The 21,644-nt window shown below is 45.2% G+C and carries 27 protein-coding genes; 12 read left to right on the forward strand and 15 right to left on the reverse strand.

All coding sequences use genetic code 11. The features are described from left to right. Window position 1: 1 nt before the first annotated feature. The gene (dnaN, locus tag ABDK00_RS00195) at window positions 2-1,117 is read right to left on the reverse strand and encodes a DNA polymerase III subunit beta (protein WP_346237484.1); all 1,116 of its coding nucleotides are present in this window, start codon (window positions 1,115-1,117) and stop codon (window positions 2-4) included. A gap of 157 nt (window positions 1,118-1,274) precedes the next feature. On the opposite strand from dnaN, the gene ABDK00_RS00200 reads away from it, so the two are divergent. The 4 genes from ABDK00_RS00200 to ABDK00_RS00215 are packed head-to-tail and all read left to right on the forward strand — an operon-like array spanning window position 1,275 to window position 5,101. Next, a complete protein-coding gene (locus ABDK00_RS00200) occupies window positions 1,275-2,657 on the forward strand; it encodes a hypothetical protein (RefSeq protein WP_346237485.1) in 1,383 nt (460 codons plus the stop codon). 27 nt (window positions 2,658-2,684) lie between these two features. Beyond that, window positions 2,685-3,788: a trypsin-like peptidase domain-containing protein gene (locus ABDK00_RS00205; protein WP_346237486.1), complete on the forward strand. Its 1,104-nt coding sequence runs from the start codon at window positions 2,685-2,687 to the stop codon at window positions 3,786-3,788. A 12-nt stretch (window positions 3,789-3,800) separates the two neighbouring features. Next, complete coding sequence (locus ABDK00_RS00210; RefSeq protein WP_346237487.1) at window positions 3,801-4,283, forward strand: regulatory protein RecX; 483 nt, start codon at window positions 3,801-3,803, stop codon at window positions 4,281-4,283. After that, entirely contained in the window at window positions 4,280-5,101 is an 822-nt protein-coding gene (locus tag ABDK00_RS00215; protein ID WP_346237488.1) for a nitrilase family protein, read from the forward strand. Before ABDK00_RS00210 ends, ABDK00_RS00215 begins: the two co-directional genes overlap by 4 nt. An 11-nt stretch (window positions 5,102-5,112) precedes the next feature. Here ABDK00_RS00215 and ABDK00_RS00220 read toward each other — a convergent pair whose 3' ends face one another. From ABDK00_RS00220 to ABDK00_RS00230, 3 genes are read right to left on the reverse strand one after another with little or no spacing between them, the layout of a single operon-like run. Then, complete coding sequence (locus ABDK00_RS00220; protein WP_346237489.1) at window positions 5,113-6,669, reverse strand: S41 family peptidase; 1,557 nt, start codon at window positions 6,667-6,669, stop codon at window positions 5,113-5,115. A 1-nt stretch (window position 6,670) separates the two neighbouring features. Continuing rightward, the gene (gene thiL / locus ABDK00_RS00225; protein ID WP_346237490.1) at window positions 6,671-7,699 is read right to left on the reverse strand and encodes a thiamine-phosphate kinase; all 1,029 of its coding nucleotides are present in this window, start codon (window positions 7,697-7,699) and stop codon (window positions 6,671-6,673) included. 44 nt (window positions 7,700-7,743) lie between these two features. After that, window positions 7,744-8,520 carry an inositol monophosphatase family protein gene (locus ABDK00_RS00230; RefSeq protein ID WP_346237491.1) on the reverse strand — a complete coding sequence of 259 codons (777 nt, stop codon included), beginning with the start codon at window positions 8,518-8,520 and terminating at the stop codon, window positions 7,744-7,746. A 146-nt stretch (window positions 8,521-8,666) separates the two neighbouring features. Here ABDK00_RS00230 and ABDK00_RS00235 point away from each other — a divergent pair, with 146 nt between their 5' ends. The 6 genes from ABDK00_RS00235 to trxA all read left to right on the forward strand — a co-directional run bounded on the left by ABDK00_RS00235 (window position 8,667) and on the right by trxA (window position 12,513). Continuing rightward, entirely contained in the window at window positions 8,667-8,846 is a 180-nt protein-coding gene (locus ABDK00_RS00235; RefSeq protein ID WP_346237492.1) for a hypothetical protein, read from the forward strand. Window positions 8,847-9,037: 191 nt separating this feature from the next. Beyond that, window positions 9,038-10,570, forward strand: a complete 1,533-nt coding sequence (locus ABDK00_RS00240) for a GH3 family domain-containing protein (protein ID WP_346237493.1) — start codon at window positions 9,038-9,040, stop codon at window positions 10,568-10,570. A 40-nt stretch (window positions 10,571-10,610) separates the two neighbouring features. Beyond that, on the forward strand, window positions 10,611-11,243 hold the full coding sequence (locus ABDK00_RS00245) for a LysE family translocator (RefSeq protein ID WP_346237494.1): 633 nt from the start codon (window positions 10,611-10,613) through the stop codon (window positions 11,241-11,243). 72 nt (window positions 11,244-11,315) lie between these two features. Next, complete coding sequence (mtgA, locus tag ABDK00_RS00250) at window positions 11,316-12,011, forward strand: monofunctional biosynthetic peptidoglycan transglycosylase (protein WP_346237495.1); 696 nt, start codon at window positions 11,316-11,318, stop codon at window positions 12,009-12,011. A gap of 8 nt (window positions 12,012-12,019) precedes the next feature. After that, window positions 12,020-12,220, forward strand: coding sequence for a DUF6132 family protein (locus ABDK00_RS00255; protein ID WP_346237496.1), 201 nt, complete (start codon window positions 12,020-12,022; stop codon window positions 12,218-12,220). Continuing rightward, window positions 12,217-12,513, forward strand: coding sequence for a thioredoxin (trxA, locus tag ABDK00_RS00260; RefSeq protein ID WP_346237497.1), 297 nt, complete (start codon window positions 12,217-12,219; stop codon window positions 12,511-12,513). The genes ABDK00_RS00255 and trxA overlap by 4 nt, the downstream gene beginning before the upstream one ends. Here trxA and ABDK00_RS00265 read toward each other — a convergent pair. The 4 genes from ABDK00_RS00265 to ABDK00_RS00280 all read right to left on the reverse strand — a co-directional run bounded on the left by ABDK00_RS00265 (window position 12,510) and on the right by ABDK00_RS00280 (window position 14,847). Beyond that, window positions 12,510-12,989 (reverse strand): SRPBCC family protein, encoded by a 480-nt coding sequence (locus ABDK00_RS00265; protein ID WP_346237498.1) that lies wholly within the window; start codon window positions 12,987-12,989, stop codon window positions 12,510-12,512. The genes trxA and ABDK00_RS00265 overlap by 4 nt on opposite strands. Next, the gene (locus ABDK00_RS00270; RefSeq protein WP_346237499.1) at window positions 12,986-13,534 is read right to left on the reverse strand and encodes an AAA family ATPase; all 549 of its coding nucleotides are present in this window, start codon (window positions 13,532-13,534) and stop codon (window positions 12,986-12,988) included. The genes ABDK00_RS00265 and ABDK00_RS00270 overlap by 4 nt, the downstream gene beginning before the upstream one ends. 2 nt (window positions 13,535-13,536) lie before the next feature. Next, entirely contained in the window at window positions 13,537-14,163 is a 627-nt protein-coding gene (pnuC, locus tag ABDK00_RS00275; protein WP_346237500.1) for a nicotinamide riboside transporter PnuC, read from the reverse strand. Between the two features lie 87 nt (window positions 14,164-14,250). Further along, window positions 14,251-14,847 (reverse strand): NifU family protein, encoded by a 597-nt coding sequence (locus tag ABDK00_RS00280; RefSeq protein ID WP_346237501.1) that lies wholly within the window; start codon window positions 14,845-14,847, stop codon window positions 14,251-14,253. Between the two features lie 214 nt (window positions 14,848-15,061). Here ABDK00_RS00280 and ABDK00_RS00285 point away from each other — a divergent pair, with 214 nt between their 5' ends. Next, window positions 15,062-15,418, forward strand: a complete 357-nt coding sequence (locus tag ABDK00_RS00285) for an arsenate reductase family protein (RefSeq protein ID WP_346237502.1) — start codon at window positions 15,062-15,064, stop codon at window positions 15,416-15,418. Window positions 15,419-15,430: 12 nt separating this feature from the next. Here the strand turns inward: ABDK00_RS00285 and ABDK00_RS00290 are convergent, their stop codons facing one another. The 7 genes from ABDK00_RS00290 to ABDK00_RS00320 all read right to left on the reverse strand — a co-directional run bounded on the left by ABDK00_RS00290 (window position 15,431) and on the right by ABDK00_RS00320 (window position 21,096). Further along, window positions 15,431-16,708 (reverse strand): TCR/Tet family MFS transporter, encoded by a 1,278-nt coding sequence (locus ABDK00_RS00290; RefSeq protein ID WP_346237503.1) that lies wholly within the window; start codon window positions 16,706-16,708, stop codon window positions 15,431-15,433. 51 nt (window positions 16,709-16,759) lie between these two features. Then, a complete protein-coding gene (locus ABDK00_RS00295) occupies window positions 16,760-17,248 on the reverse strand; it encodes an asparaginase domain-containing protein (RefSeq protein WP_346237504.1) in 489 nt (162 codons plus the stop codon). A 179-nt stretch (window positions 17,249-17,427) separates the two neighbouring features. Beyond that, window positions 17,428-17,928 carry an SRPBCC domain-containing protein gene (locus tag ABDK00_RS00300; RefSeq protein WP_346237505.1) on the reverse strand — a complete coding sequence of 167 codons (501 nt, stop codon included), beginning with the start codon at window positions 17,926-17,928 and terminating at the stop codon, window positions 17,428-17,430. Continuing rightward, entirely contained in the window at window positions 17,925-18,245 is a 321-nt protein-coding gene (locus ABDK00_RS00305; RefSeq protein ID WP_346237506.1) for a metalloregulator ArsR/SmtB family transcription factor, read from the reverse strand. Before ABDK00_RS00305 ends, ABDK00_RS00300 begins: the two co-directional genes overlap by 4 nt. A gap of 161 nt (window positions 18,246-18,406) precedes the next feature. Then, window positions 18,407-18,691, reverse strand: coding sequence for a VOC family protein (locus ABDK00_RS00310; RefSeq protein ID WP_346237507.1), 285 nt, complete (start codon window positions 18,689-18,691; stop codon window positions 18,407-18,409). 81 nt (window positions 18,692-18,772) lie between these two features. Further along, window positions 18,773-19,846: an NAD(P)-dependent alcohol dehydrogenase gene (locus ABDK00_RS00315; protein WP_346237508.1), complete on the reverse strand. Its 1,074-nt coding sequence runs from the start codon at window positions 19,844-19,846 to the stop codon at window positions 18,773-18,775. Between the two features lie 122 nt (window positions 19,847-19,968). After that, a complete protein-coding gene (locus tag ABDK00_RS00320; protein ID WP_346237509.1) occupies window positions 19,969-21,096 on the reverse strand; it encodes an MBL fold metallo-hydrolase in 1,128 nt (375 codons plus the stop codon). 229 nt (window positions 21,097-21,325) lie between these two features. On the opposite strand from ABDK00_RS00320, the gene ABDK00_RS00325 reads away from it, so the two are divergent. Then, complete coding sequence (locus ABDK00_RS00325) at window positions 21,326-21,634, forward strand: hypothetical protein (RefSeq protein ID WP_346237510.1); 309 nt, start codon at window positions 21,326-21,328, stop codon at window positions 21,632-21,634. Window positions 21,635-21,644: the final 10 nt, after the last annotated feature.

Consider the following 21,644-nt stretch of genomic DNA (forward strand, 5'->3'; position numbering starts at 1 on the left):
TCTATTGGTTCAACATCAAAGGCATTACGAGCATCAAAAGCTCCTCGCTTTCATCCTGGTCCACAGGTTTGATCAGGCCGGCTTTTGTCGGTGTGCTTAGCTCTAGGTACACTTCTTCACTTTGTGTGCCGTTAAGCATTTCGATCAAAAATTTGGCGTTAAAAGCAATTTGAAGATCTTCTCCGTTATACTGGCATTTCATGCGCTCGTTTCCTTCAAAACTGAAATCAACATCCTGGGCTGCCAGCTGAAGCTCGCTCCCGCTGATATCAAGCGCCACCTGGTAGGTGCTTTTATTACTAAAAACGCTTACGCGGCGAAGCGCCCCCAAAAACTCCTGACGGTTTACTGTCAGGCGATAAGGGTTTTCGGCAGGAATAACCACCTTATAATCGGGGAAACGGGCGTCGATCAAACGACAGCTCAACCGGGTAGTGCCGTGTGTCACAAAGAAGTGGTTGCTATTGTAATTCAAAGTTATTTCGTCGTCGTTATCAGGCAAAGCCGATTTCAATAAATTCAGCGGCTTGCGGGGAACGATAAAATTATCACCGCCGGCGGCTTCCGCGTCTTTGCGCTTGTAACGTACCAGGCGGTGCGCGTCGGTAGCTACAAACTGGATGCCTCCTGTGCCGAGCTCAAAGAAAACCCCTGTCATGGCCGGGCGCAAATCATCTGTACTGGTAGCAAATAAGGTTTTATTTATAGCTGTTACCAAAGCAGAGGAGGTCATAGTGAAAGAGGTCGTGTCGTCGGCTGCCGGCTCTTTCGGAAAATTATCAGGGTTTTCGCCCATCACTTTATACTTCCCGCTGTCGCTGGTAATTTCTACGCCAAAATTCTTGTCAATATTAAAAGTGAGCGGTTGGTCGGGGATATTTTTTAAAGAATCAATCAAAATTTTGCCCGGGATACAAACGCGGCCGTTGTCTTTCGCCTCAATCTCCATTTCCGTTCTCATCACTGTTTCCAGGTCCGTGGCGACGATCGTTAGCTTATTGGCTTCAATTTCAAATAAAAAGTCTTCCAAAATCGGCAATACAGTATTGGCATTGATAACGCCGGAAAGATTTTGCAGTTGTTTAAGCAACGCGTTTGATGATGCTATAAATTTCATCCGTGTAAAATTTTATTGTTCAACCTCCTGTTTATGGGGTGCAGCGAAGCTACTATAAAAAAGATTGGGCGCAATATAATTTATTTATAATAATGGAGCGCGGTTTACGGGCCGCAGGGCACGAACAATATTTTTGTGCATGATAAAAATTTAGGATATGAAGGATTGTAAAACCTTTGTATCTTTCGCCAAACTACTAAAAAAGCAGTTTCACATGTTAAACAAGCTAATCAATCTTTTAAAAGGCAAAGACAATCCCGCCACTGAAAACCTGGGCATTCCCTTTGGCCGATATTCCGATAATAACAAATCCGTAGCAAAGGGCAACCGGTGGACGGAAGCGGACAACTTCTTTAAAGATAAAAAGTACGCAGAATGCGTCCATTCTTTTTTCGAATATCTCAAAGATGACGATCAAAAAAATGTTCGTTTTTCCCGAACCGGCGAGCATTTCGATTTTGAAATCTTCCAGGGTTCAAAAGTAGTCAGGGGCCGCCTCGAAGATGGCATGTTGTCGGCCGAAGTAAGGCTCGCCAAAATGCCGCAACCTTCAGTTCCGGTAATGCGCCGCCTGCTAGAAATGAACTTCGGGCTGTATTACAGCCGCTATGCCATCCATGACAATGACCTTTGCATGAGGTTTGATACCAATATTGAAACAGCAAATCCCAGCAAGCTTTATTATGGCCTAAAGGAATTGGCGATTAAAAGCGATAAGCAGGACGATCTGCTGGTGCAGGACTTTTCTTTTCTCGAGCGAATGGACGAGGAGCATATCACCGAAATCCCCGAGGCTGAAAAACAGGTAAAATATGACGCTGTGCAGGGCTGGATTACCGAAACACTGGAAAAAATAGATTCGGTGGATGCAGATAAGTTTTCCGGGGGAATCTGTTATTTGCTGCTGGCGCTGGTTTACCGCATCGACTACCTGATAGCGCCCGAAGGCCAGCTGCTTTATGAATTGGAAAAAATCGCCGGTATTTATTTTCAGAAAGATGAGCGCCAGATGATCGAGAAAAATCGTGATATGATTGACGCCTTTAAAAAACTGCGTGATCAGCCCAAAACCTTTTTCTTCGAAAACCTTTTCAGGTCGCGCTACACTTTTTCTATTGTGACGCCTCAGCCACATAAAATATTAGCCGACGGCATTCATGAAGCGAATAATAATATGCAATGGTATCGCGACAACAGCCAGGAATATTTTGCTAATAAAATAATGGAATACGGCCTCACTTATGCACAATATTCATACAGCCTTCCGAAGCCGATCAGCCAGCTTGTAGAAATTTTCATGCAGGTCAATTATCCCGAATATTTCAAAGCGCTGGGATATACGCAGCCGCTCTATCTGCCTGTTGCGAACAAATTTGAACAAGACATTATCGTGAGCCGCATCAGGCAGGTGCAATCTCAGTGGCGGCAGAAATACCCGCAAATGAACTTTAATGCCAACCAGTTAAACTTCAGTAGCCTTTTAAAATTTAATAATAGCTTCACGATGCAGGTTGAACTATTAAACATGGATCATCAATAACAGTAAAGGGCGATTAATCAACAAATAATGAATTCACAAGATATAATTAATCTTTATCAAAATGCCGTTATTCAAATTGCCACGCAAAGCGGCACGGGCACGGGCTTTTATCTGAAAAGCAATGGACTGATTGTTACCAACAATCATGTGGTGGCTAACAATGCAGAAGTAACGATTGCCGGCAAAACCTTCGAAAAAACGTTGTCGCGTGTTTGGTATACCGATGCGCAGCACGATCTGGCCTTTATTGCGCCTCCGGCGGAGGTGGATTTGCCAGAGGTAAAACTCGGTGATTACGAAGCGATGAAAGACGGAGACAATGTGATCGCCATCGGGCATCCTTACGGGCTGAATTATTCTGCCACGCAAGGTGTTATTTCAAAGGTCGACCGCATTAGGGATGGAGAAAAATATATTCAGATCGATGCCGCCATCAACCCCGGAAACAGTGGCGGGCCGCTTGTAAACTATGCGGGCGACGTGATCGGCGTTAATTCCTTTATCATTAAAGGAGGCGACAACCTGGGCTTTGCGCTCCCCGCAAGTACTTTACAGGAGGCTTTAAACTTGTATCTGCCTCATTTGGGGCGCGTGGCTACCCGATGTTCCAACTGCGATAACCTGGTTACGGAAGAAACAATCGATAATAATAAGTATTGTCCCGGCTGCGGGTCGGAAGTAAAACTGCCTCAAATCCCAGAGAAGGAGGTGGAGTTGATGGGCGTGGCCAAATTGATCGAAGATATCCTGCGCGAGCTGGGTAAAGATGTAAGGCTGGCGCGCGACGGCGCGAACCTTTGGAGTGTAAAAGCCGGTTCGGCCAAGGTGAAGATCAGCTACAACCCCGAAAATTACTTTGTAGCAGGCGATGCCTACCTCTGCCAAATGCCGCTCGACCCGCAACAAATAAAGCCGCTTTACCAGTACCTGCTGAAAGAAAATAACAAACGCCACGGACTGGTGTTGAGTTGTGTGAAAAACAATATCGTGCTGAGCCGTCTTATTTATGATTTGGATATGACCAAGGAAAGCGGCGTGGCGGAGTTTAAGAATTTATTCGAGCAGGCCGATCACTACGATGATTATCTGAAAGACCAGTTTGGCTGCACAGCGAGATTGGAAGAAGTTTGAACATTGAAATAAATGGCTGGAAATTTTAAAAGTTCACCCACGAAGGAGCAGGCGCTTCAGAAATTGCGACATTATTGTGCTTACTCCGAACGCTGTCACCAGGATGTTGTGCAAAAGCTGTATGACCTGAATGTTTGGAAAAAAGATCACGATGAAATCCTTGCATCGCTGATTGAAGAAAATTATCTCAACGAAGAGCGTTTTGCAAAAGCCTTTGCCGGCGGCCATTTCAGAACAAAGCAATGGGGAAGGAATAAAATCACACAGGCGTTAAAGCAAAAAGGCGTCAGCGCCTATTGCATCAGGTCGGGGTTAAAAGAGATTGATGAGGATGATTATGCCGCAACTTTGGAAAAGCTTTTTCAAAAAAAATGGGAGGGCCAGAAGGGCGTTAGCAATCGCTTCGCCAAAATGAAAAATGTTTCGGCATATTTAATACAAAAGGGATACGAACCGCCGCTTGTCCATCAACTATTTAATGCCTTCGAAAAATGAAAGATACGCTCACCCTTACGTTGGTTCAATCTGGCCTTTTTTGGGAAGATAAGGCCCGAAACCTGCAGCAGTTCGAGGAAAAGATAAAAGCCCTTTCACAAAAAACAGAAATCGTCATCTTACCCGAAATGTTTTCGACAGGTTTTTCAATGAATGTTCATTCATTAGCCGAAACAATGGACGGAAGCGCTGTTGAATGGATGAAACGGGTGTCGGCCGAACAGCGCATTGTACTCACCGGGAGTTTAATAATTAAGGAAAAAGACGCGGCGGGCCATGAGCGCTTTTATAACCGCCTGATCTGGATGTTGCCCAACGGCCAGTATGGTGTTTATAATAAAAGGCATTTGTTTGCTTACGCCAATGAAGACGACCATTTTAGCGCCGGGGAAAAGAGGCTGATTGCTTCCGTAAAAGAGTGGAAAATCAATTTGCAGATCTGCTACGATCTCCGGTTTCCGGTTTGGGCCCGGCAAGCTGTGAAGAAAGAAAGCGATGGCTGGAGCGGCCTTTACGATGTTTTGATTTACGTAGCCAATTGGCCCGAGCGGCGCAGCCAGGCCTGGAAAACCTTGTTGCAGGCGCGCGCCATAGAAAATCAATGCTATGTGGTGGGCGTGAACCGAGTTGGTAAAGACGGGCATGGCATCGAACATAGTGGAGATAGTATGGTGATCGATCCCTTAGGTGAGATACTATATCATAAAAAAAACGAGGAAGATGTTTTCACTATCAGCCTCGATAAAAATCATCTCAACGATGTGCGTCGTAAATTTCCGTTTTGGAAGGATGCTGACCATTTCCAGATTTATTCCTAACGGCGCAACGGTTAACGGCCGCGTAGGCTAATTAATTCTAAAACCTTATTCATTTTAAAATCTTCTCCTTTCCGAATTGCCTCAACAGACGGTCCGGCAAAAACATCGGGCAGTACGCCCTGTCCGTTTTTGGGCAGATCTTTATCAATAACCATTCGAAATAAAGGCAACCGCAGGCGCAGCCTGGTATTTGGCAAAGTGATATCCGGAATAATCCAGGCCGTGGCGCCATAAGCCGCACCACCCGAGGGTTCGCCCACGATTGTTACATTCGGCTGGCCTTTTAAAGCGCTCAAGGTTAACGTGCTCGCTGAAGCAGTAAACCCGCTGCTTAACAAGTAAATATCGCCATCGAAATGATGTCTTTTTTTGGGTGGGTAGATATGCTTTTCAAAGTAGCGATAATGATATTTTCCGTCTATTTTTACTGTTGATAAACGAAGCTGCAGCCGGGTCAGAAAATGATTTTTCATGTAACGGTCGTAAGGCGATTTCCGGGAAAGTGTATAGAGCGAATCGCATATTTTATAGGGATGATCGATCAAATGCCGGGCAAGGAAAATGAAGTTGCTGAGGCGGCCGCCGCCATTTAGCCTCAAGTCGATGACCAAAGCCGGGACCTGTTGCTGTTGCAAAGTTTTAAAAGATTGCCTGAGGAAGCGCCTGAGATGAAGCTTTTCGGAAAAACTATTCAGGGTCATCACTGCATAACCGTCTTTAATTTCCAGGTGACGCTGTTGGCGCAGGCGTTCTTTTTTGGATATTTTTTCCCGCATTGACTTTTTTGAAGGCCTGTTTTTTTGCTCGCGCTGGCGTTGCGCATATACCATTGAAAAAATGTTGTTGTGTTTTTTTCCGGATGAGTCTACGGTAGTTAATGCATATTGTTGTTGCCAGCCAAAAAGGGAACGGTGAAAGTTGGCGAAATTGAAACCAAAACTCAGAAGTTGGTTTTTAGCCACGATATTGCCACCGTCCGCAGGAATATATCGGCGCATGGTATCCAGCAGGTAGGGTATGCTTTTTTGATTGATGGTTGTAATCATATCGCCGCGACTAATAGCGGTTTTCCTTTTATTAGACGCTACAAAAACAGCGGTGTCGTTCCAGATTTTTACCTGAAAGGGAGCCGCTACCTGCTGCGTCGGCAACTGATCGAGATAGGCCTGATAGGATTTGGAGATTTTCACCGAAGTGTGGCCGCAATTGATCAACGCAGTTACGGGCTGCAGCATTTTTCTAAAACCATATTCCGTCAGGCTGTCGGTAAGCTGCAGCCTTGTGGTGCGAAATGCGCTGTCGATCACCGATTTGGAAGTATACCAATATAAAGACGGATGGCGCGCTTCCAAAATGTTTTGAAATAGATCAAAGTCCTGAGACAGTTCTGTTACACCAAATTTCCGGGAGGGATTAAAAGACGGCCTTGCCGTTGCACACGATGCCAGCACCTGAACCAGCAACGCAAATAGCGATAGCAAATAAAAAAAACGAAGCATCAAGCCTCCGCGGCGGATGGCAGGTGCATCAGGCTGTTCCGGTTGATATTGTGCAGCCGCTGCAATCATTTTATTTTAAGGGGTTCCAACCCTGGGCCGTAATATTGTGTTTGCTGCCGCCTTTGGTAATGATCGTACTTCCCTCAGAAGCTTCTGTTATATAACCAATAATGCTGATAGCTGCGTTGGCAGACACTTTCTCATAATCTGCCTGCGCCACCGTGAACAGCAATTCATAATCTTCGCCGCCGCTCAACGCGCAGGCCGTCGGGTCAATTTCAAACTTAAAGGCCGCCATCCGGCTTTCTTCCGCCACCGGAATTTTGTCTTCATAAACAACGCAGCCCATATTGCTTTGCTGACAAATATGCAACAGTTCGGAGCTCAGTCCATCACTGATATCCATCATAGACGTTGGTAGTATTTCAGCTTCCGAGAAAAATTCGATGATGTCTTTCCGGGCTTCGGGTTTTAGCAATCTTCCGATTACATAAGTTTCCTGTTCCAGGTCGGGCTGCACGCCGGGGCTTTCAATAAAAATCTTTTTTTCCCGTTCTAAAAACAGCAATCCGATATAGGCTGCCCCCAGGTCGCCCGACACGCAAATGAGGTCTCCTTTTTGCGCCGTGCTTCGCTTCACGAATTGATCGGGCGCTACTTCGCCGATCGCCGTCACAGAAATAACAAAGCCTTTTTGAGAACTGGTGGTGTCGCCGCCGATAAGATCCACGCCGTAGTGGCGGCAGGCCGCATACACGCCTTCATAAAATTCGTTCAGGGCTTCCAGGCTTACCCGGTTACTGATACCCAGGCTCACGGTAACCTGCGTGGGTATCGCGTTCATCGCATACACATCACTGAGGTTGACCACAATGCTTTTGTAGCCCAAGTGTTTCAGCGGCGTGTACATCAGGTCAAAATGAATGCCCTCCAACAGCAGGTCCGTCGTCACAACGGTTTGTTTTCCAAAATGATCGATGACGGCTGCGTCGTCTCCTACGCCCAACAGCGAGGAGGCGTTCTGTAATTCAATATTTTTGGTGAGATGTGTAATCAAACCAAATTCTCCAAGATCGGATATTTCTGTGCGTTCGCTCATGGTATTGCCCGGCGGGTTTTAATCGGTAAAAAAATTGGGAAGGTTTAATCCTGAACGTCATTGATCATGTTCAATAATTGCTCATGAATCAATCCGTTTGTGGCCACAATGCGCGGCTCATAAGGATGATACCGGTTGCCTTCAAAGTCGGTTACTTTCCCTCCTGCTTCTTCAACAATCAGGAATCCTGCTGCGCTATCCCAAGGCTGCAGCTTGTGTTCATAAAAACCATCGAGGCGGCCGGCAGCTACCCAGCAAAGGTCGATGGCCGCTGCCCCCAGCCTGCGCACAGGAACACCTTCTTTTATGAATCGTTCAAAAACCTCGAGCGGCCCGTTGTTCTGTTGAATATAGGTGTAAGGGAATCCGGTTACCAGGCAACTTTTCATTACGTCGGTTTCCGAACTGACCTTCAGCGGCTGCCCGTTGAAAGTAGCGCCAGCACCCTTTTCTGCAAAAAACAATTCGTTCATGTGAGGGTTATAAATCATCCCTAAAATCATTTCTCCTTCAAATTCGACACCAATCGAAATGCAATTGAGCGGAATGCCATGCGCAAAATTGATCGTGCCGTCAATAGGATCAATAATCCATTTATAAGCAGAATCCTGCGGCAAAGCGCCCGTTTCTTCCGTGAGGATATAATGGTCCGGATAAGCTTTTTGTATCACTTCTAGAATGGCTTTTTCTGAAGCATGATCGGCCGCTGTCACCAGATTGTTGCGGCCCTCTTTATATTTGATTTCGAAAGTCTGATTAAAATATTTCGATACCTGTTCGCCGCCAGCCATTATGGCGTCGTGTAAAACGGATTTTAGCATAGGAGCAAAGATAATAAAGCGTTTTTTGCCAGCCGCTTTAAAACTGAATGTCGCAAACACTTGAAAATACGGGAAAAATACCTGTTGTCTTTACCACAAAATGGGGTTTTCTTTGAGGTATTAGTTTCATTGTAAAATACCCAAAAATGATAAGTTTTCTTACAAATGAAAAAATACCTGATCAGCTTAAATTCACTATCGCCGAATTGAAGAGAAGGCAGAAGGAAGAGCGGTCTGCGCGAAGGGATACGAAACTAGTTGTTTACGGAACCTTCTTTCTCTGTGCCTTCGCTTTCCTGGTGGCACTGTTGGTTTATTTCTTTTAATAAGCTCCGCGGCTTGAAATTAACTGCGCTTCTCTTTTTAAAATACTTTTTGCGATCAAAAATATGGCTGTCGACGGTGCCGTGTTGGGGGGCAGAAAAGCGCCCGCGTTGAGGCGGTTTGTGAAACGGGAAAAACCCTTTTTTTACAAAATCGTATCTTGCAACTTTGCTGCACCCCAAGGTAGGAGTTTATGGCGTCAATTATTGATCTTAAAATACCCAAAGCGATTGCGAAGGCACTTGGTCTTCCAAAGTCTGATGCCAAAGCTCAGCAGCGAAAAGTATTGAAAAAGTTGTTGAAAAAGGCAAGATTTACCGAATTTGGCCAAAAATTCCATTTTGATAAAGTGTTGCTTAGCAAGCATATTGAAAAGGATTTTCAGCAGGCGGTTCCTATTTTTGATTATAATAAAATTTATAACGAGTGGTGGAAGCGTACTTTGGACGGCCTTCCTGATGTTACCTGGCCCGGAAAAATCGAATACTTTGCCCTTAGCTCCGGCACTTCAGAAGCGGCTAGCAAATATATCCCTGTTACCAAAGATTTGCTCAGAAGCAATACCATCAACTATGTGAAGCAGCTGATCAGCGTTTTCTATTACCAGGAGGCGAATAAGAAGGCGCTGCGTAAAAGTTTTCTGATGATTGGCGGGACCACCGATTTGCAACGCAGCGAATTTGGTTGGTACGCCGGCGACCTCAGCGGCATTCTCGCGAAAAAGCGGCCATTTTGGTTTCAAACTTTTTATAAGCCCGGCGGCAGGATCGCGGCGCTTAAGGACTGGAACGAAAAACTAAATGAGATTGTGGAGCATGCCCGCGAATGGGATATCGGCTATATTGTAGGAGTTCCGGCCTGGTGCCAGATGTGTATGGAAATGGTGATCGAGCGTTATAAAGTGAAACACATACATGAGATCTGGCCCAATTTCGGCGTCTTTGTTCATGGCGGCGTTTCTTTTCAGCCCTACAAGAAATCCTTCGAAAAGTTATTGGGAAAGCCGATTGTATATGTAGAAAACTATCTTTCGAGCGAAGGGTTCATCGGGTATAAAATGAAGGAGCATGCGCTGGGCATGCAGCTTATCACCAATAATAATATCTTTTTTGAGTTTGTTCCTTTCGACGATAACAATTTTGACGCCGACGGCAATATCAAACCCGATGCGCAGGCGCTCCTGGTTGATGAAGTGGAATATGGAAAAGACTACGCCATTTTGCTCAACACCAACGCTGGCTCCTGGCGATATCTCATCGGCGACACGATCCGGTTTTTAAATGTAGAAAAATGCGAAGTGCTCATTACCGGGCGAACCAAACATTTTTTAAGCCTGGTGGGCGAACATTTAAGCGTGGACAATATGAACTGCGCCGTAGAAGCGGCGAATAATCATTTCAATATCAGCATTCCGGAATATACCGTAACCGGCTTTCCTTACGAAAACTACTTTGCGCATAAATGGTATATCGCTACCGACGATGATGTGAAAGCCGACGAACTCCTTGCCTTTATTGATAATAAGCTGAAAGAAACCAACGATGATTATGCGACCGAGCGCACCAGCGCCCTGAAAGATATTTTTATTGAAATCCTGCCCGAAGAAAAATTCCTGAAATTTATGGAACTGCGCGGCAAGCTTGGCAGCCAGAATAAATTTCCACGCGTCATGAAGGGTAATATGCTTGAAAACTGGGATAAGTTTTTGGCTACTGGCAAAATTTAACTTCATTCCTTAAAAAAACTTCACTAATCTTGTACCTACTATGATTGAAGGTTTAATTAAAGGATTAACCTTAGGATTGTTGTTGAGTATAGCTGTAGGACCTGTATTATTTTCCATCATAAAGCATAGTATCAATGTTGGTCATAAGGGAGGGTTTGCTTTTGTAGCAGGCGTTTCTGCCAGCGATATAACGATCGCCTTTGTGAGCAATGTTTTTTCTTCTTTATTTGAATTGATAAGCGAATACAAACAGGCGATCGGCATCACCGGAAGCCTGTTTCTGATGATCATCGGCGTATATTTTCTTTTTTTCAAAAAAGTAAAGACAAATGATCAGGGGAAAGCGGTTCAAATCACTTTTCGGAAAAGAGATTACGCAACAATGTTTCTTTCCGGTTACCTGATGAATACTTTAAACCCCTCCGTATTTCTTTTTTGGTTAACGGCTTCCACCTCTTTTATCAACCATACTATTGAAGAGCGCATTCTGATATTCACCACCTGCCTTTTGGTGGTCTTATCTGCCGACATTGCCAAAGTAATGCTGGCCGGTAAAATCCGCAACCGGCTGACGCCTCACAATATTCAGCTGATCAACCGTATCAACGGCATCATCCTGATCGGATTTTCAATTGCTCTGGTTGTCGGGCTATTATTTTACAAGGCCGGGTAATGGATGAATAACTAAAAATAACCAACTTTTACAGCGGGTCTTCGTTTCAACTTTTGTATATATTGCATCAAAATGAGGATTTTTAGAAGTATATGGCGATTTATTAAACGGACTATATTATTGCTGTTTGTGGCGCAACTTGTTTATTTGATTGCGTTAAAATGGATACATCCGCCCATTACCATTACCCAAATTATGAGTATTGTGGAAGGCTACGGCATGGAAAAAACCTATGTCGGGCTGCAACAAATGTCGCCCAACGCCAAACTGGCGGTGATTGCTTCTGAAGACCAATTGTTCCCGGATCACAACGGCTTTGATTGGAAAAGCATTCAAAAAGCCCTTGATTATAACCAACGCAAACCGGGGCGCATCAGGGGCGGCAGCACGATCAGCCAGCAAACCGCCAAGAACGTTTTTTTGTGGCAGGGCAGAAGTTGGATCAGGAAAGGGCTGGAAACCTATTTTACTTTTATGATCGAAAAAATATGGGGTAAAAAGCGCATTCTGGAAGTGTACCTCAATGTCGCAGAAACCGGGAAGGGGGTTTTTGGCATCGAGGCTGCGGCGCAAAAATACTTTAATAAACCTGCCGAAAGGCTTTCGCAGCGCGAAGCTGCGGCGATTGCGGCAGCGCTGCCCAATCCTAAAAATTATACCGTGAAGCCGCCTTCTCCGTATGTGTCGGCGCGAAGTAAAAAAATCATGCAGCAGATGAATTTTTTACGGCCCGACCGGGATATACAAGCTATTATTAACGATAAATAAATGCCGATATGATATTTATAAAGGAAAATGCTTTGGCGCTAACGGGAATTGTGGTGGGCGCTTTGGCGGGTTTTTTGTACTGGAAGTTTGTAGGCTGCGATTCGGGTACCTGCGCCATTACTTCGCGGCCAGCCAATAGTTCGTTATACGGCGCCCTGATGGGCGGACTTCTATTTTCATTGTTTAAACCCAGCAAGCCAGGCAAATGACTTTTCAGGAAATAATTAATCAGGATAAACCCGTTTTGGTAGATTTTTTTGCCGAGTGGTGTGGCCCCTGCAAAATGATGGCGCCCGTGCTGGAACAATTGAAACAGCGCGTTGGCGATAAAGCTTCGATCATTAAAATTGATATTGATAAAAGCCCGCAGGCTGCAAATGCGTATCAGGTGCAAAGCGTGCCCACGCTGATGCTTTTTAAAAACGGGAAAATGCTTTGGCGGCAATCTGGAGCCAGGCCGCTTGCTGAACTCGAAAATCTTTTGAAATCTAATATCACTTAAGCGAAAATCCTTTCCAGCTCTTTGTAGCGAAAAGAAAATATCTCTTTCAAACGGTTGGCAATAAGTTTGCCGGCTACCCACCTGCCCGGCCCGCCAAGCGGCAATTTATAACTAACATAATCCTTCATCAACACACCACTTTCAGTTGCGCTGAAATGGTGCTCGTGGTGCCATAAAGCATAAGGCCCTTTGCGTTGCTCATCAATAAAATAGCGTTTGTCCGCTACCTGAGTGATTTCAGTCACCCATTTGGTTTTTATTAATGGCAAAATACTAAGGTCGTAGGTAATGATTTTGCCGGCGTAGATTTCGCCTTCATCGCCCGAGGTAATTTCGAAGCCGAGATTGTCGGGAGTAAGCGTTTGAAGGTTGCGCGGCGTTGAAAAGTACTGCCACGCGGTTTCGATATCACAATGAAGTTCCTGTTCGGCGCGAAGCATATAAATGCCGGAAGCAGCGGTTATACGGATATTCATTTTAGAAAATTTTCGACGGCGGCCACCGCCATTTGTAAACGTTGTTCGTTGTTGCCTTTAATTTCTACCCATGGTGTGGATTGATGAATAAGCAGGTCTTTATACATTTGAAACAAGGTTTCCCTTGTCGCAAGATCGGGGTACTCGCGCAATTCATCTTTAGTCCAGGGAAGGTCGGTGTTGGCCAGCAGGTACAGGTCGTAGCGTCTTTGCGCAATTTCGTCGAGGATGAAACGATGGCATTTTCCGAAAACAAACTCACACCAGACTTTCATTACATACATATCAGTGTCTAGGAAAAGCAATGAAGCGTTTGTATCGTCTTTTGCCCGAAGCGACGTGCGTTCAACAAAATCATCTTCCAGATTCAACTGGCCTTTTGCGATGTTAGCCAGGTCTTCAAAGGAATAACCTGTGCCGTTTTTCAGAAGGTATTCCCGTGCATATTCGGGGCACCAAATGGTTTGATAGCGTTGCGCCAATTGCTCACAAAGCGTACTTTTACCGGTGCTTTCGGGGCCTATAATAACGATTTTCTTAACCATGTTTAAACTTTACTCAAAACTGCTTTTCGCCTCCACTCGATAAGGCCTCCGACGGCGAGGATTAATAAAACAAAATAATAAACGGTGGTGAACACTAATCCTTTTACAAAATATAATGGCATGCCACAAATATTTGTAATGATCCACCAGTACCAGCTTTCTACTTTTTTTCTGGCCATCAGCCACATACCCGTAAAAGCGCTTGCAGACGCCAACGCATCGGCCCAGGGAATGGCGCCGGCTGCAAAAGCCTGCCTGGCATAGCTCAGCGCAAAAAAGATGCTAATATACATCCCACCAAAAAATAGGAGCTGTTGCATCCACTCTTTCCGGCTCGAAAAACGGATGGACAAAACCTTTTGATCCTGGTGGTTTTTTCGGGACCAAAGATACCAGCCATAAATATTCATAGCGCTGTAATATAGGTTTACCGTAGCCTCGCCTAAAAGATGATATTTAAAGCTAAGCCAGATATAAATGACCGTATTGAGCAGGCCGGTAGGATAAACGAGGATGTTTTCTTTTTTGCTATACCAAACGCTGGCAATGCCCGAAAAAACGGCTACATATTCGGGCCAGCTGGTGGTGGTAAGCCCTGCGAAAAACAGGTCGAAAATTGATAGCGCCACTCAAAGAAGTTTGTTCAAAAATAGCAATTCAAACAAAAGCCGCGCAATGCAAATCGCGCGGCTTTAATTTATAGAAAAACTAAAAAACTATTCAGCTTCTGCTACCACTTCTTTTACTTCAGGGATCATGCGTTTCATCATGCCTTCAATGCCGGCTTTCAGGGTGATCATGGATGAAGGGCAACCGCTACAGCTTCCCTGCATCATCAAATTCACCACGCCATCGTCGTAGCTTTTAAATTGAATGGCGCCACCGTCCATTTCAACCGCTGGTTTTACATAGTTTTCCAACAGTTCTTTAATACGTTTAACCACATCGTCGTCATCGGCTAAAACCTCATTGCTGCTCTCCTTTTTTATTTCAACAATTTCATCTTCGTTGATTACGGGCTTGCCTTCTTCTAAATAATCTTTCAAAAACTGGCGGATAGAAGGCGTCACATCCATCCATTCTGCATCGGCTGTTTTGGTAAGCGTCACAAAATTGCTCGCAATAAAAACCGCCTTAATAAAGGGGAAACCAAAAAGCTCAGTAGCTAATGGAGAGGGCTTCGCACTATCGGCATCAGGAAAATCGATGCTTTTTCCCGGGTATAAAAGTTTGTTCGCCACAAACTTCATTGTTTCCGGGTTTGGGGTCATTTCTGTGTATATACTGATAACGGGATTTCCTGTCTTAATCATAGTCGTGAAAATTAGTATGCAAAGATAACAAATCTTTTGAGGAAAGGTTGGGCGATTTTGCCTGCGCCAATTGGCTGGGGTTCGTTTTCGAATGCATCGAAACTAAGGCGTTTTCGCGTTAAAAAACGTCTCAGGCGAAACCGTTCTTTTATCTTTGAGCGATGAAAATTGTATACCTGTTACATTCCATTTGACCATAAAACCTTAAAAGCGAATGAAAAAAATATATTATTTAGCCACCTGTAGCACCTGCGCGGATATTATGAAAGAAGCCAATATAAACGAACAGTCGGGCTTTGTTTTGCAGGATATCAGAACGAACAGTATCACCGCGAAACAATTGGAGGAAATGAAAAAACTGGCGGGAAGTTACGAAGCGCTTTTCAGCCGCAGAGCCCTGAAATACAAAGAGCTGGGGCTGAAGGAAAAGCAACTGACGGAGAATGACTATAAAAAGTACATTCTGGAACACGACACTTTTTTGAAGCGCCCGGTGGTGATTATCGGCGATAAAATATTTGTGGGAAGCGAGAAAAAAACGGTGGCTGCGCTAAAGGAAGCGACCGGATAATGACCAGTGCGGCTAATGGAGCGGCACTTGGCCATCTGAAGTTTGTCCCTCGATGACCGCCGCCAAAACCGGATCTGTTTTTTTCTCCTTTTGCAATACTTTCCAGGCTAATATCATACTGATTAACATGAAAACAGCGGCGAGCAAAAAGGCGACGCCCGGAAAATGAACCGGCGCCCGGTCGGAGGTAAAGTAGTAAAAAAGATAATTCATGATCAGCGGCCCGATGATAGTAGTAATGCTCATCAGGCTGGTCAGCGCCCCCTGAAGTTCGCCTTGCTCGTTTGCCGGAACATGCCCGGCGAGGATAGCCTGAAGGGAAGGGCTGCAAATGCCGCCCAAACAATAGGGGATCAAAAAGACAAACATCATCCAGGTTTCGGTTGCGAAGGCAAATAATACAAGACCGACGGTGTATAAAGCCAGGCCCATGAAAATGCTTTTTTCATTGCCGAGCCTGGGATTCACCACCCGGGTAAGCCCGGCCTGCACGGAGCCCACCAACAGACCGACTACGGCCAGCGAAATGCCCACCATTTTTTCTGTCCAGCTAAAACGGTACATCGTAAAAAAGTTCCAGTTGCCCTGCACAGCCTGCGCGGCCAGGTAAATAAGAAAGAAACAAACAGCCAGGCCTGATATGGCAGGATATTTCTTTAAGAACATCAGCGCTCCGAAAGGGTTGGCTCTTTTCCAGCTAAAAGGGCGGCGGTTTTCTTTTTTCAAAGATTCAGGAAGCATAAAATATCCGTAACAACAGTTGAGTAAACATAACACGGCAGCGGCATAAAAAGGCGCTCGAACGCCCCATCCTGCGAGCAGTCCGCCAAGCGCTGGCCCAATAACAAAGCCTAACCCAAATGCGGCGCCGATCAGTCCAAAATTTTTTGCCCGGGTTTCGGGCGTGCTGACGTCAGCAATATAGGCCGAAGCGGTTGTAAAACTGGCACCGGTGATGCCGGCGATAACGCGGCCGATAAAAAGCCAGCCGTAAGTAGGCGAAATGGCGAGTATAATATAATCTATCCCAAAGCCCAGCAGCGAAAACAAAAGCACGGGCCTCCTGCCAAACCGGTCGCTTAAATTACCGATCATCGGCGCAAATGCAAATTGGGTAATGGCAAAAGCCGACAACAGCCAGGAGCCGTAGGCGCTTGCTTCATTAATAGGAATGCCTTTCAGCTGCGAAATAAGATCGGGCATCACGGGGATGATCAACCCCCAACCCATCACATCAATTAAAAGTGTAATGAATATAAAGCCGATGGCAGCGTTGCCTGAATTTTTCATGCGAGCGGTTTATGGAACGCAAAGGTGCAAAACAAAAGCGAAAAAGGAAACTTATTTCAGTTCTTCAAAAACGCCGGTTTGTCTGTTTTTCCGGACATTATCCCAGTTAAAGCAGCGGCCGTTCATTGCCACATAAATACCATGCGGCAGCGTTTGGGCGAAAGCTAATGCGCTTCCGAGGTTAAACAACCCGTCGGAGCTGCCGAATTTAATGGGAATCATGGCGCCTGTAATTACTACCGTTTTATTTTTGACCGTTTGGGCCAATACCCGCGCAGTCTGGTCCATCGTGTCGGTGCCGTGCGTGATCACAATTCGCTCCTCCTCACATTGTTCGCATTGATAAGCGATGAGCGCTCTGTCTTCCTCTGTCATTTCCAGGCTGTCGACCATCATTAGCGTACGAATTTCTACCGGAACAAGGTTGCGCCCTTTTTCCAGCAGTTCCGGCAGATGGGTATCCTTAAAATAAAGCTGGCCATTGAGCATGTTGTACTCTTTGTCGAATGTGCCTCCGGTTATAAAGATCCTGATTTTCATGCAGCGATTAAGATTTGACGCTGTAAAAATAGGAAATCGTCGATTGTTTCCCGGAATATGTATGTTGCACCAACGGTTTAAAAACGCATTTCATTTAAAATGATAATCTATCGGCGCCCTGTTAACTCCTTCAAATCTGGAAAAGTAAAAAAAATGCCGGGGCCTCCGGCAATTTTGAATTATTTCAATGTCAGTAAAAGCGCATCCAGGTTCTCCATGCCCATCGTAAAGCCTTCTTTAAAGCCCATTTCGATAATTTTTTCAAGGTCTTCCAGTTGGTCAAACTTTATGGAAATATCCACGGTCGTATTGGCGGCATTAGCGCTGAAGCGGTTGTTCCATTTGGATCGAGGCATATTGGGGAGCAGGTTGCCGTTTTCGTCAGAAAAGCCGTCTGCGGCGGCAAAACTTTTTTGCGGCTCAATTTTTTCGTAATCGGCAACGCTCCAGTGTTTTTCGCCTTCGGGGCTCACCATAGCATAAAGCCAACGCCCGCCTTCGGTAAAATTCATCGATTTGGTTTCAGCTTTCCAGGGTTTAGGCGCCCACCACTGGTCTAAAAGTTCCGCGTCGGTCCAGGCTTTCCAAACCAGACTTAGGTCGCCGGCAAACTCGCGTTTTACATGAATGGTCTTGTTTTCTTTGTCTACAGAGAAATCAAATAAGAGGGGTGTGCTCATGATTTTTTGTTTTTTATGGTGGATAATAAATGATCTAACTGTTCAAAGCGGCCTTCCCAGATTTTTCGAAACTGTGCGAGCCATTCGTCGATTGCTTTCATTTTTTCAATCTGAAGTGTATAATAGATTTCACGGCCCTGCTGCTCCGTTTTTACGAGATCACATTCTGTTAAAATGCGCAGATGCTTGGAAACGGCCTGCCGCGTAGATGCGAAATGCGTCGCAAGCGCGTTTGGAGTCATGGCTTGCACGGCGATCAACGCAATGATAGCCCTTCGTGTGGGGTCGGCAACTGCCTGAAAAATATCTCGTCTCATCAGCTCGAAATTTTAAATACGCAACCTTTCAGTTGCAAATATATGAGCAACCAATTGGTTTCGCAAATTTTTTTATAATTTTTTTACAACGATGCTTTTTCACCGCTGGTATAGGCGGGGAATAATTTTTTGTTAAGCCGGCATAACGGAGCGTAAGGGTTTTATGTAGCTGAAGCGCCGAAGGTGAGCAGGTTATGGTCGGGATCGAGTAGGGCAAATTCTTTTTGCCCCCACGGTTTGATGCTTAGGGGCGCATTGGGATGTATCGCAACATTTCGTTCCAGCAGCGATTGGTAAAATTGATCTATCGCGCTGACACGAATATAAATCTGACCATAATTCTCACGGGGGTCCAGCGCTTCGAAAAGGAAAAAATGCAATTCAATTTCGTCTTTTGCAAGCATCAGGTAGTCGTCATAATCTCCTCCCAATTGTTTAAACCCCAATTGCTCAACATAAAGTTGCGCGTTATCAATTTGTCGCGCATCGGCAGCTTGGGGTGCACCGTTAAGAGCATGCGGAAGGGTTTAATTTTTTACAGTTTCATTTTTTAAGCTCGCCATATCTATTACAAAACGATAACGTACGTCGCTTTTAAGCATCCGCTCATAAGCGGTATTAATGTCCTGAATATTGATGCGCTCTATCTCTGAAACAATTTGATGTTCGCCGCAGAAATCTAAAAGTTCCTGCGTTTCGGCGATGCCGCCAATCAGCGATCCTGAAACGGCTTTTCTGCCCACCACCATTGGCGCCGTATTCAGCACAGGGTCTAACGGACCCAGGTAACCCACCAAAACCAGTGTGCCGCTGGCGTGTAAAGTGGCGATATAGGGGTTTAGATCGTGGACATAGGGAACGGTGTCGATAATCAGGTCAAACGTATTTTTTACAGACGCCATTTGCTGTTCGTCTGTAGAAATAATAACGTTATCGGCGCCCAATGCTTTTGCTTCTTCTTTTTTGTCCGCGCTTCGCGAAAACAAGGTCACTTCTGCGCCTAAAGCGTGTGCGAGCTTTAAAGCCATATGCCCGAGGCCGCCCAGTCCAACAACGGCTACTTTACTGCCCTTGGTCACCTTCCAGTGGCGGAGCGGCGACCAGGTAGTGATGCCTGCGCAAAGCACCGGCGCTACCGCGGCGGCATCCAGGTTTTCGGGAACTTTTAAAACGAAATGCTCGTCTACAACAATTTTTTCTGAATAGCCGCCGAAAGTGTGCCCATTGGTATGTTTATCTTTTCCGTTGTAAGTGCCGGTGAAACCATTAAGACAGTATTGTTCCAGGTCTTGTTTGCAATTATCGCAGGTTTGGCAACTGTCGACCATGCATCCAACGGCAACAAGATCGCCGGGTTTGAACTTGGTGACCTCCTTGCCGGTGCCAATTACTTTGCCCACAATCTCATGCCCCGGAACACAGGGATATTTGCTGCCGCCCCAATCGTTGCGGGCCGTGTGAAGATCGGAATGGCAGACGCCACAAAACAAAATATCTATCTCAACATCCTTACCGGTGAGCGTTCTGCGCTCTATTTTCATCTGCTCCAGATCGGCGTTGGCGGCCGCTGTTCCGAAAGCTTTTACTTGATTTACAGACATATTTTATAGGTTAAATTGAAATATTCGATAAAAATTTTTTCACGATTCAATAGAAGCAAAACGTATGCCTTCATTGATTTAGAATATCATCAGGAGGTCCAATTTAGCAAAAAAAGCAATATTTACATATAGGGTTTCCACCATTTCCTGAACACCTGGTTACTGTCTTTCAAATGCACTACTTCTCCGATCATAGGCGTCAGCAGGGGAAGGCTGTCTTTTTCCGCGGCGGCTGCAATAAGCTCTAAGGGCTCATACCAGGCGTGCATAGCAAGTGCGTATTTCGAATTATGAACAGTAAATAGCCGTTTGGGCTGCAGGTCTTTTACGGCCTTCAACAGGTCTTCAGGAATAAGGTGTATATATTTCCAATCATTATTGTATTGGCCGTTTTCGACAATCGCCAGATCAATAGTACCAAACCGTCTTTTGATAGCCTCGAAATGGGTGTCGTAGCCCGAATCGCCGCCGATATAAATATTTTGAGTACCGGTTTGTAACATATAAGAAGCCCAAAGCGATTTGTTGCGCACAAAGCCGCGCCCCGAAAAATGGCGGGCGGGCAATGCGGTCAGCTTCAGGCCAGACACGGGCTCGGCCTCCTCGTGCCAGTCGAGTTCGATAATTCTCCCGGGATCGAATCCCCAGTATTCCAGGTGTTCGCCGACGCCCAGCGGGCATACGATTTTTCCCACGCGGCCTTTAAGATCGAGCATGGTTTTATAATCGAGATGGTCCCAGTGATCATGGGTAATAATGAGCAAATCTACATCTGGCAAATCTTCGGGCTGATACGTCGAAGCTCCTTTAAAAGCTTTATTAAACATCGATAAGGGAGAAGCGGCGACTAAAACTGGGTCAACTACTATTTTTTTGCCGTCGACTTGCATGAAGAGCGACGAATGTCCCATCCACACCAGCACGTCGTCTGCTCCCAGGTTTTTTAAGTTGGTCTTAATGACCGGCAAATTTTTCGACGGGCGCAGATCTTTTACTTTTTTAAAAAGAAAATCATACATCAACCCGAAAAAATTTCTGTCGGAAGAAAAATTCGGAGTAATGCTGGTGTTTTGAAAAGCGCCGTCGCGATAATTAGGTGATTTTTCAACGCGCTCGAGCCGAGCTCCCGATGGGGCTTTACCAAACATCGGCTGGTTGACAAAAATAAAGACACCCGCAATAAAAACGATGATCAATCCAAGCAGCACCCACATGGCTTTTTTTAGTTTATTTTTTGAAGAAACTTTCATCTCTTTTGTTACCGGAAAATTTTATTTAGAAAGATTGGCATTTGATAAAGGAGACGGCGTTCGAGATAAAATACTTTAATGGCCCTCCGGGGAATGTTTCTCATAGTTGGTAGGGAAAGTATGATTTTTATTTCTAAATGGCATAAAACTTGTTTTTTCTTTTTTGGTTACCACTTAATAAGCCCGGTTTACCGAACCCTATAATCCTTTTTATTTAAACATTATTAACATGTGCTACCGTTATGGTATTGGGATATGTAAGGATGTGCTTGCATATCTGAAACAAAACAGATTTGACGAAGCCCTGTCAGAAATGGAAACGATGGAGCCTGAAGATATCTCTTCCAAGCATTTTGAGGATTTGAAAGGCCTGTTGAAAAAATACTATGCTGGCGAGGACATATTTGTTGAGGAACAACCCCAAAGTGGGGCGCAGCCGGATGGAAATGTATTGCAACAGGAGTTAAAGCAGCTTTGTTTTGAGATTTTGAATTATAACCGGCATAATGTAGATGGAACATCGCTCCACCAATGCTAGCGTTTATCTC

The organism is Niabella insulisoli, assembly GCF_039652435.2.
Lineage (GTDB): Bacteria > Bacteroidota > Bacteroidia > Chitinophagales > Chitinophagaceae > Niabella > Niabella insulamsoli.

Bases quoted from the DNA above. Each gene is read 5' to 3' on its own strand.
- dnaN (WP_346237484.1), bottom strand. From the start codon at position 1,117: ATGAAATTTATAGCATCATCAAACGCGTTGCTTAAACAACTGCAAAAT.
- ABDK00_RS00200 (WP_346237485.1), top strand. From the start codon at position 1,275: ATGAAGGATTGTAAAACCTTTGTATCTTTCGCCAAACTACTAAAAAAG.
- ABDK00_RS00205 (WP_346237486.1), top strand. From the start codon at position 2,685: ATGAATTCACAAGATATAATTAATCTTTATCAAAATGCCGTTATTCAA.
- ABDK00_RS00210 (WP_346237487.1), top strand. From the start codon at position 3,801: ATGGCTGGAAATTTTAAAAGTTCACCCACGAAGGAGCAGGCGCTTCAG.
- ABDK00_RS00215 (WP_346237488.1), top strand. From the start codon at position 4,280: ATGAAAGATACGCTCACCCTTACGTTGGTTCAATCTGGCCTTTTTTGG.
- ABDK00_RS00220 (WP_346237489.1), bottom strand. From the start codon at position 6,669: ATGATTGCAGCGGCTGCACAATATCAACCGGAACAGCCTGATGCACCT.
- thiL (WP_346237490.1), bottom strand. From the start codon at position 7,699: ATGAGCGAACGCACAGAAATATCCGATCTTGGAGAATTTGGTTTGATT.
- ABDK00_RS00230 (WP_346237491.1), bottom strand. From the start codon at position 8,520: ATGCTAAAATCCGTTTTACACGACGCCATAATGGCTGGCGGCGAACAG.
- ABDK00_RS00235 (WP_346237492.1), top strand. From the start codon at position 8,667: ATGATAAGTTTTCTTACAAATGAAAAAATACCTGATCAGCTTAAATTC.
- ABDK00_RS00240 (WP_346237493.1), top strand. From the start codon at position 9,038: ATGGCGTCAATTATTGATCTTAAAATACCCAAAGCGATTGCGAAGGCA.
- ABDK00_RS00245 (WP_346237494.1), top strand. From the start codon at position 10,611: ATGATTGAAGGTTTAATTAAAGGATTAACCTTAGGATTGTTGTTGAGT.
- mtgA (WP_346237495.1), top strand. From the start codon at position 11,316: ATGAGGATTTTTAGAAGTATATGGCGATTTATTAAACGGACTATATTA.
- ABDK00_RS00255 (WP_346237496.1), top strand. From the start codon at position 12,020: ATGATATTTATAAAGGAAAATGCTTTGGCGCTAACGGGAATTGTGGTG.
- trxA (WP_346237497.1), top strand. From the start codon at position 12,217: ATGACTTTTCAGGAAATAATTAATCAGGATAAACCCGTTTTGGTAGAT.
- ABDK00_RS00265 (WP_346237498.1), bottom strand. From the start codon at position 12,989: ATGAATATCCGTATAACCGCTGCTTCCGGCATTTATATGCTTCGCGCC.
- ABDK00_RS00270 (WP_346237499.1), bottom strand. From the start codon at position 13,534: ATGGTTAAGAAAATCGTTATTATAGGCCCCGAAAGCACCGGTAAAAGT.
- ABDK00_RS00280 (WP_346237501.1), bottom strand. From the start codon at position 14,847: ATGATTAAGACAGGAAATCCCGTTATCAGTATATACACAGAAATGACC.
- ABDK00_RS00285 (WP_346237502.1), top strand. From the start codon at position 15,062: ATGAAAAAAATATATTATTTAGCCACCTGTAGCACCTGCGCGGATATT.
- ABDK00_RS00290 (WP_346237503.1), bottom strand. From the start codon at position 16,708: ATGAAAAATTCAGGCAACGCTGCCATCGGCTTTATATTCATTACACTT.
- ABDK00_RS00295 (WP_346237504.1), bottom strand. From the start codon at position 17,248: ATGAAAATCAGGATCTTTATAACCGGAGGCACATTCGACAAAGAGTAC.
- ABDK00_RS00300 (WP_346237505.1), bottom strand. From the start codon at position 17,928: ATGAGCACACCCCTCTTATTTGATTTCTCTGTAGACAAAGAAAACAAG.
- ABDK00_RS00305 (WP_346237506.1), bottom strand. From the start codon at position 18,245: ATGAGACGAGATATTTTTCAGGCAGTTGCCGACCCCACACGAAGGGCT.
- ABDK00_RS00315 (WP_346237508.1), bottom strand. From the start codon at position 19,846: ATGTCTGTAAATCAAGTAAAAGCTTTCGGAACAGCGGCCGCCAACGCC.
- ABDK00_RS00320 (WP_346237509.1), bottom strand. From the start codon at position 21,096: ATGAAAGTTTCTTCAAAAAATAAACTAAAAAAAGCCATGTGGGTGCTG.
- ABDK00_RS00325 (WP_346237510.1), top strand. From the start codon at position 21,326: ATGTGCTACCGTTATGGTATTGGGATATGTAAGGATGTGCTTGCATAT.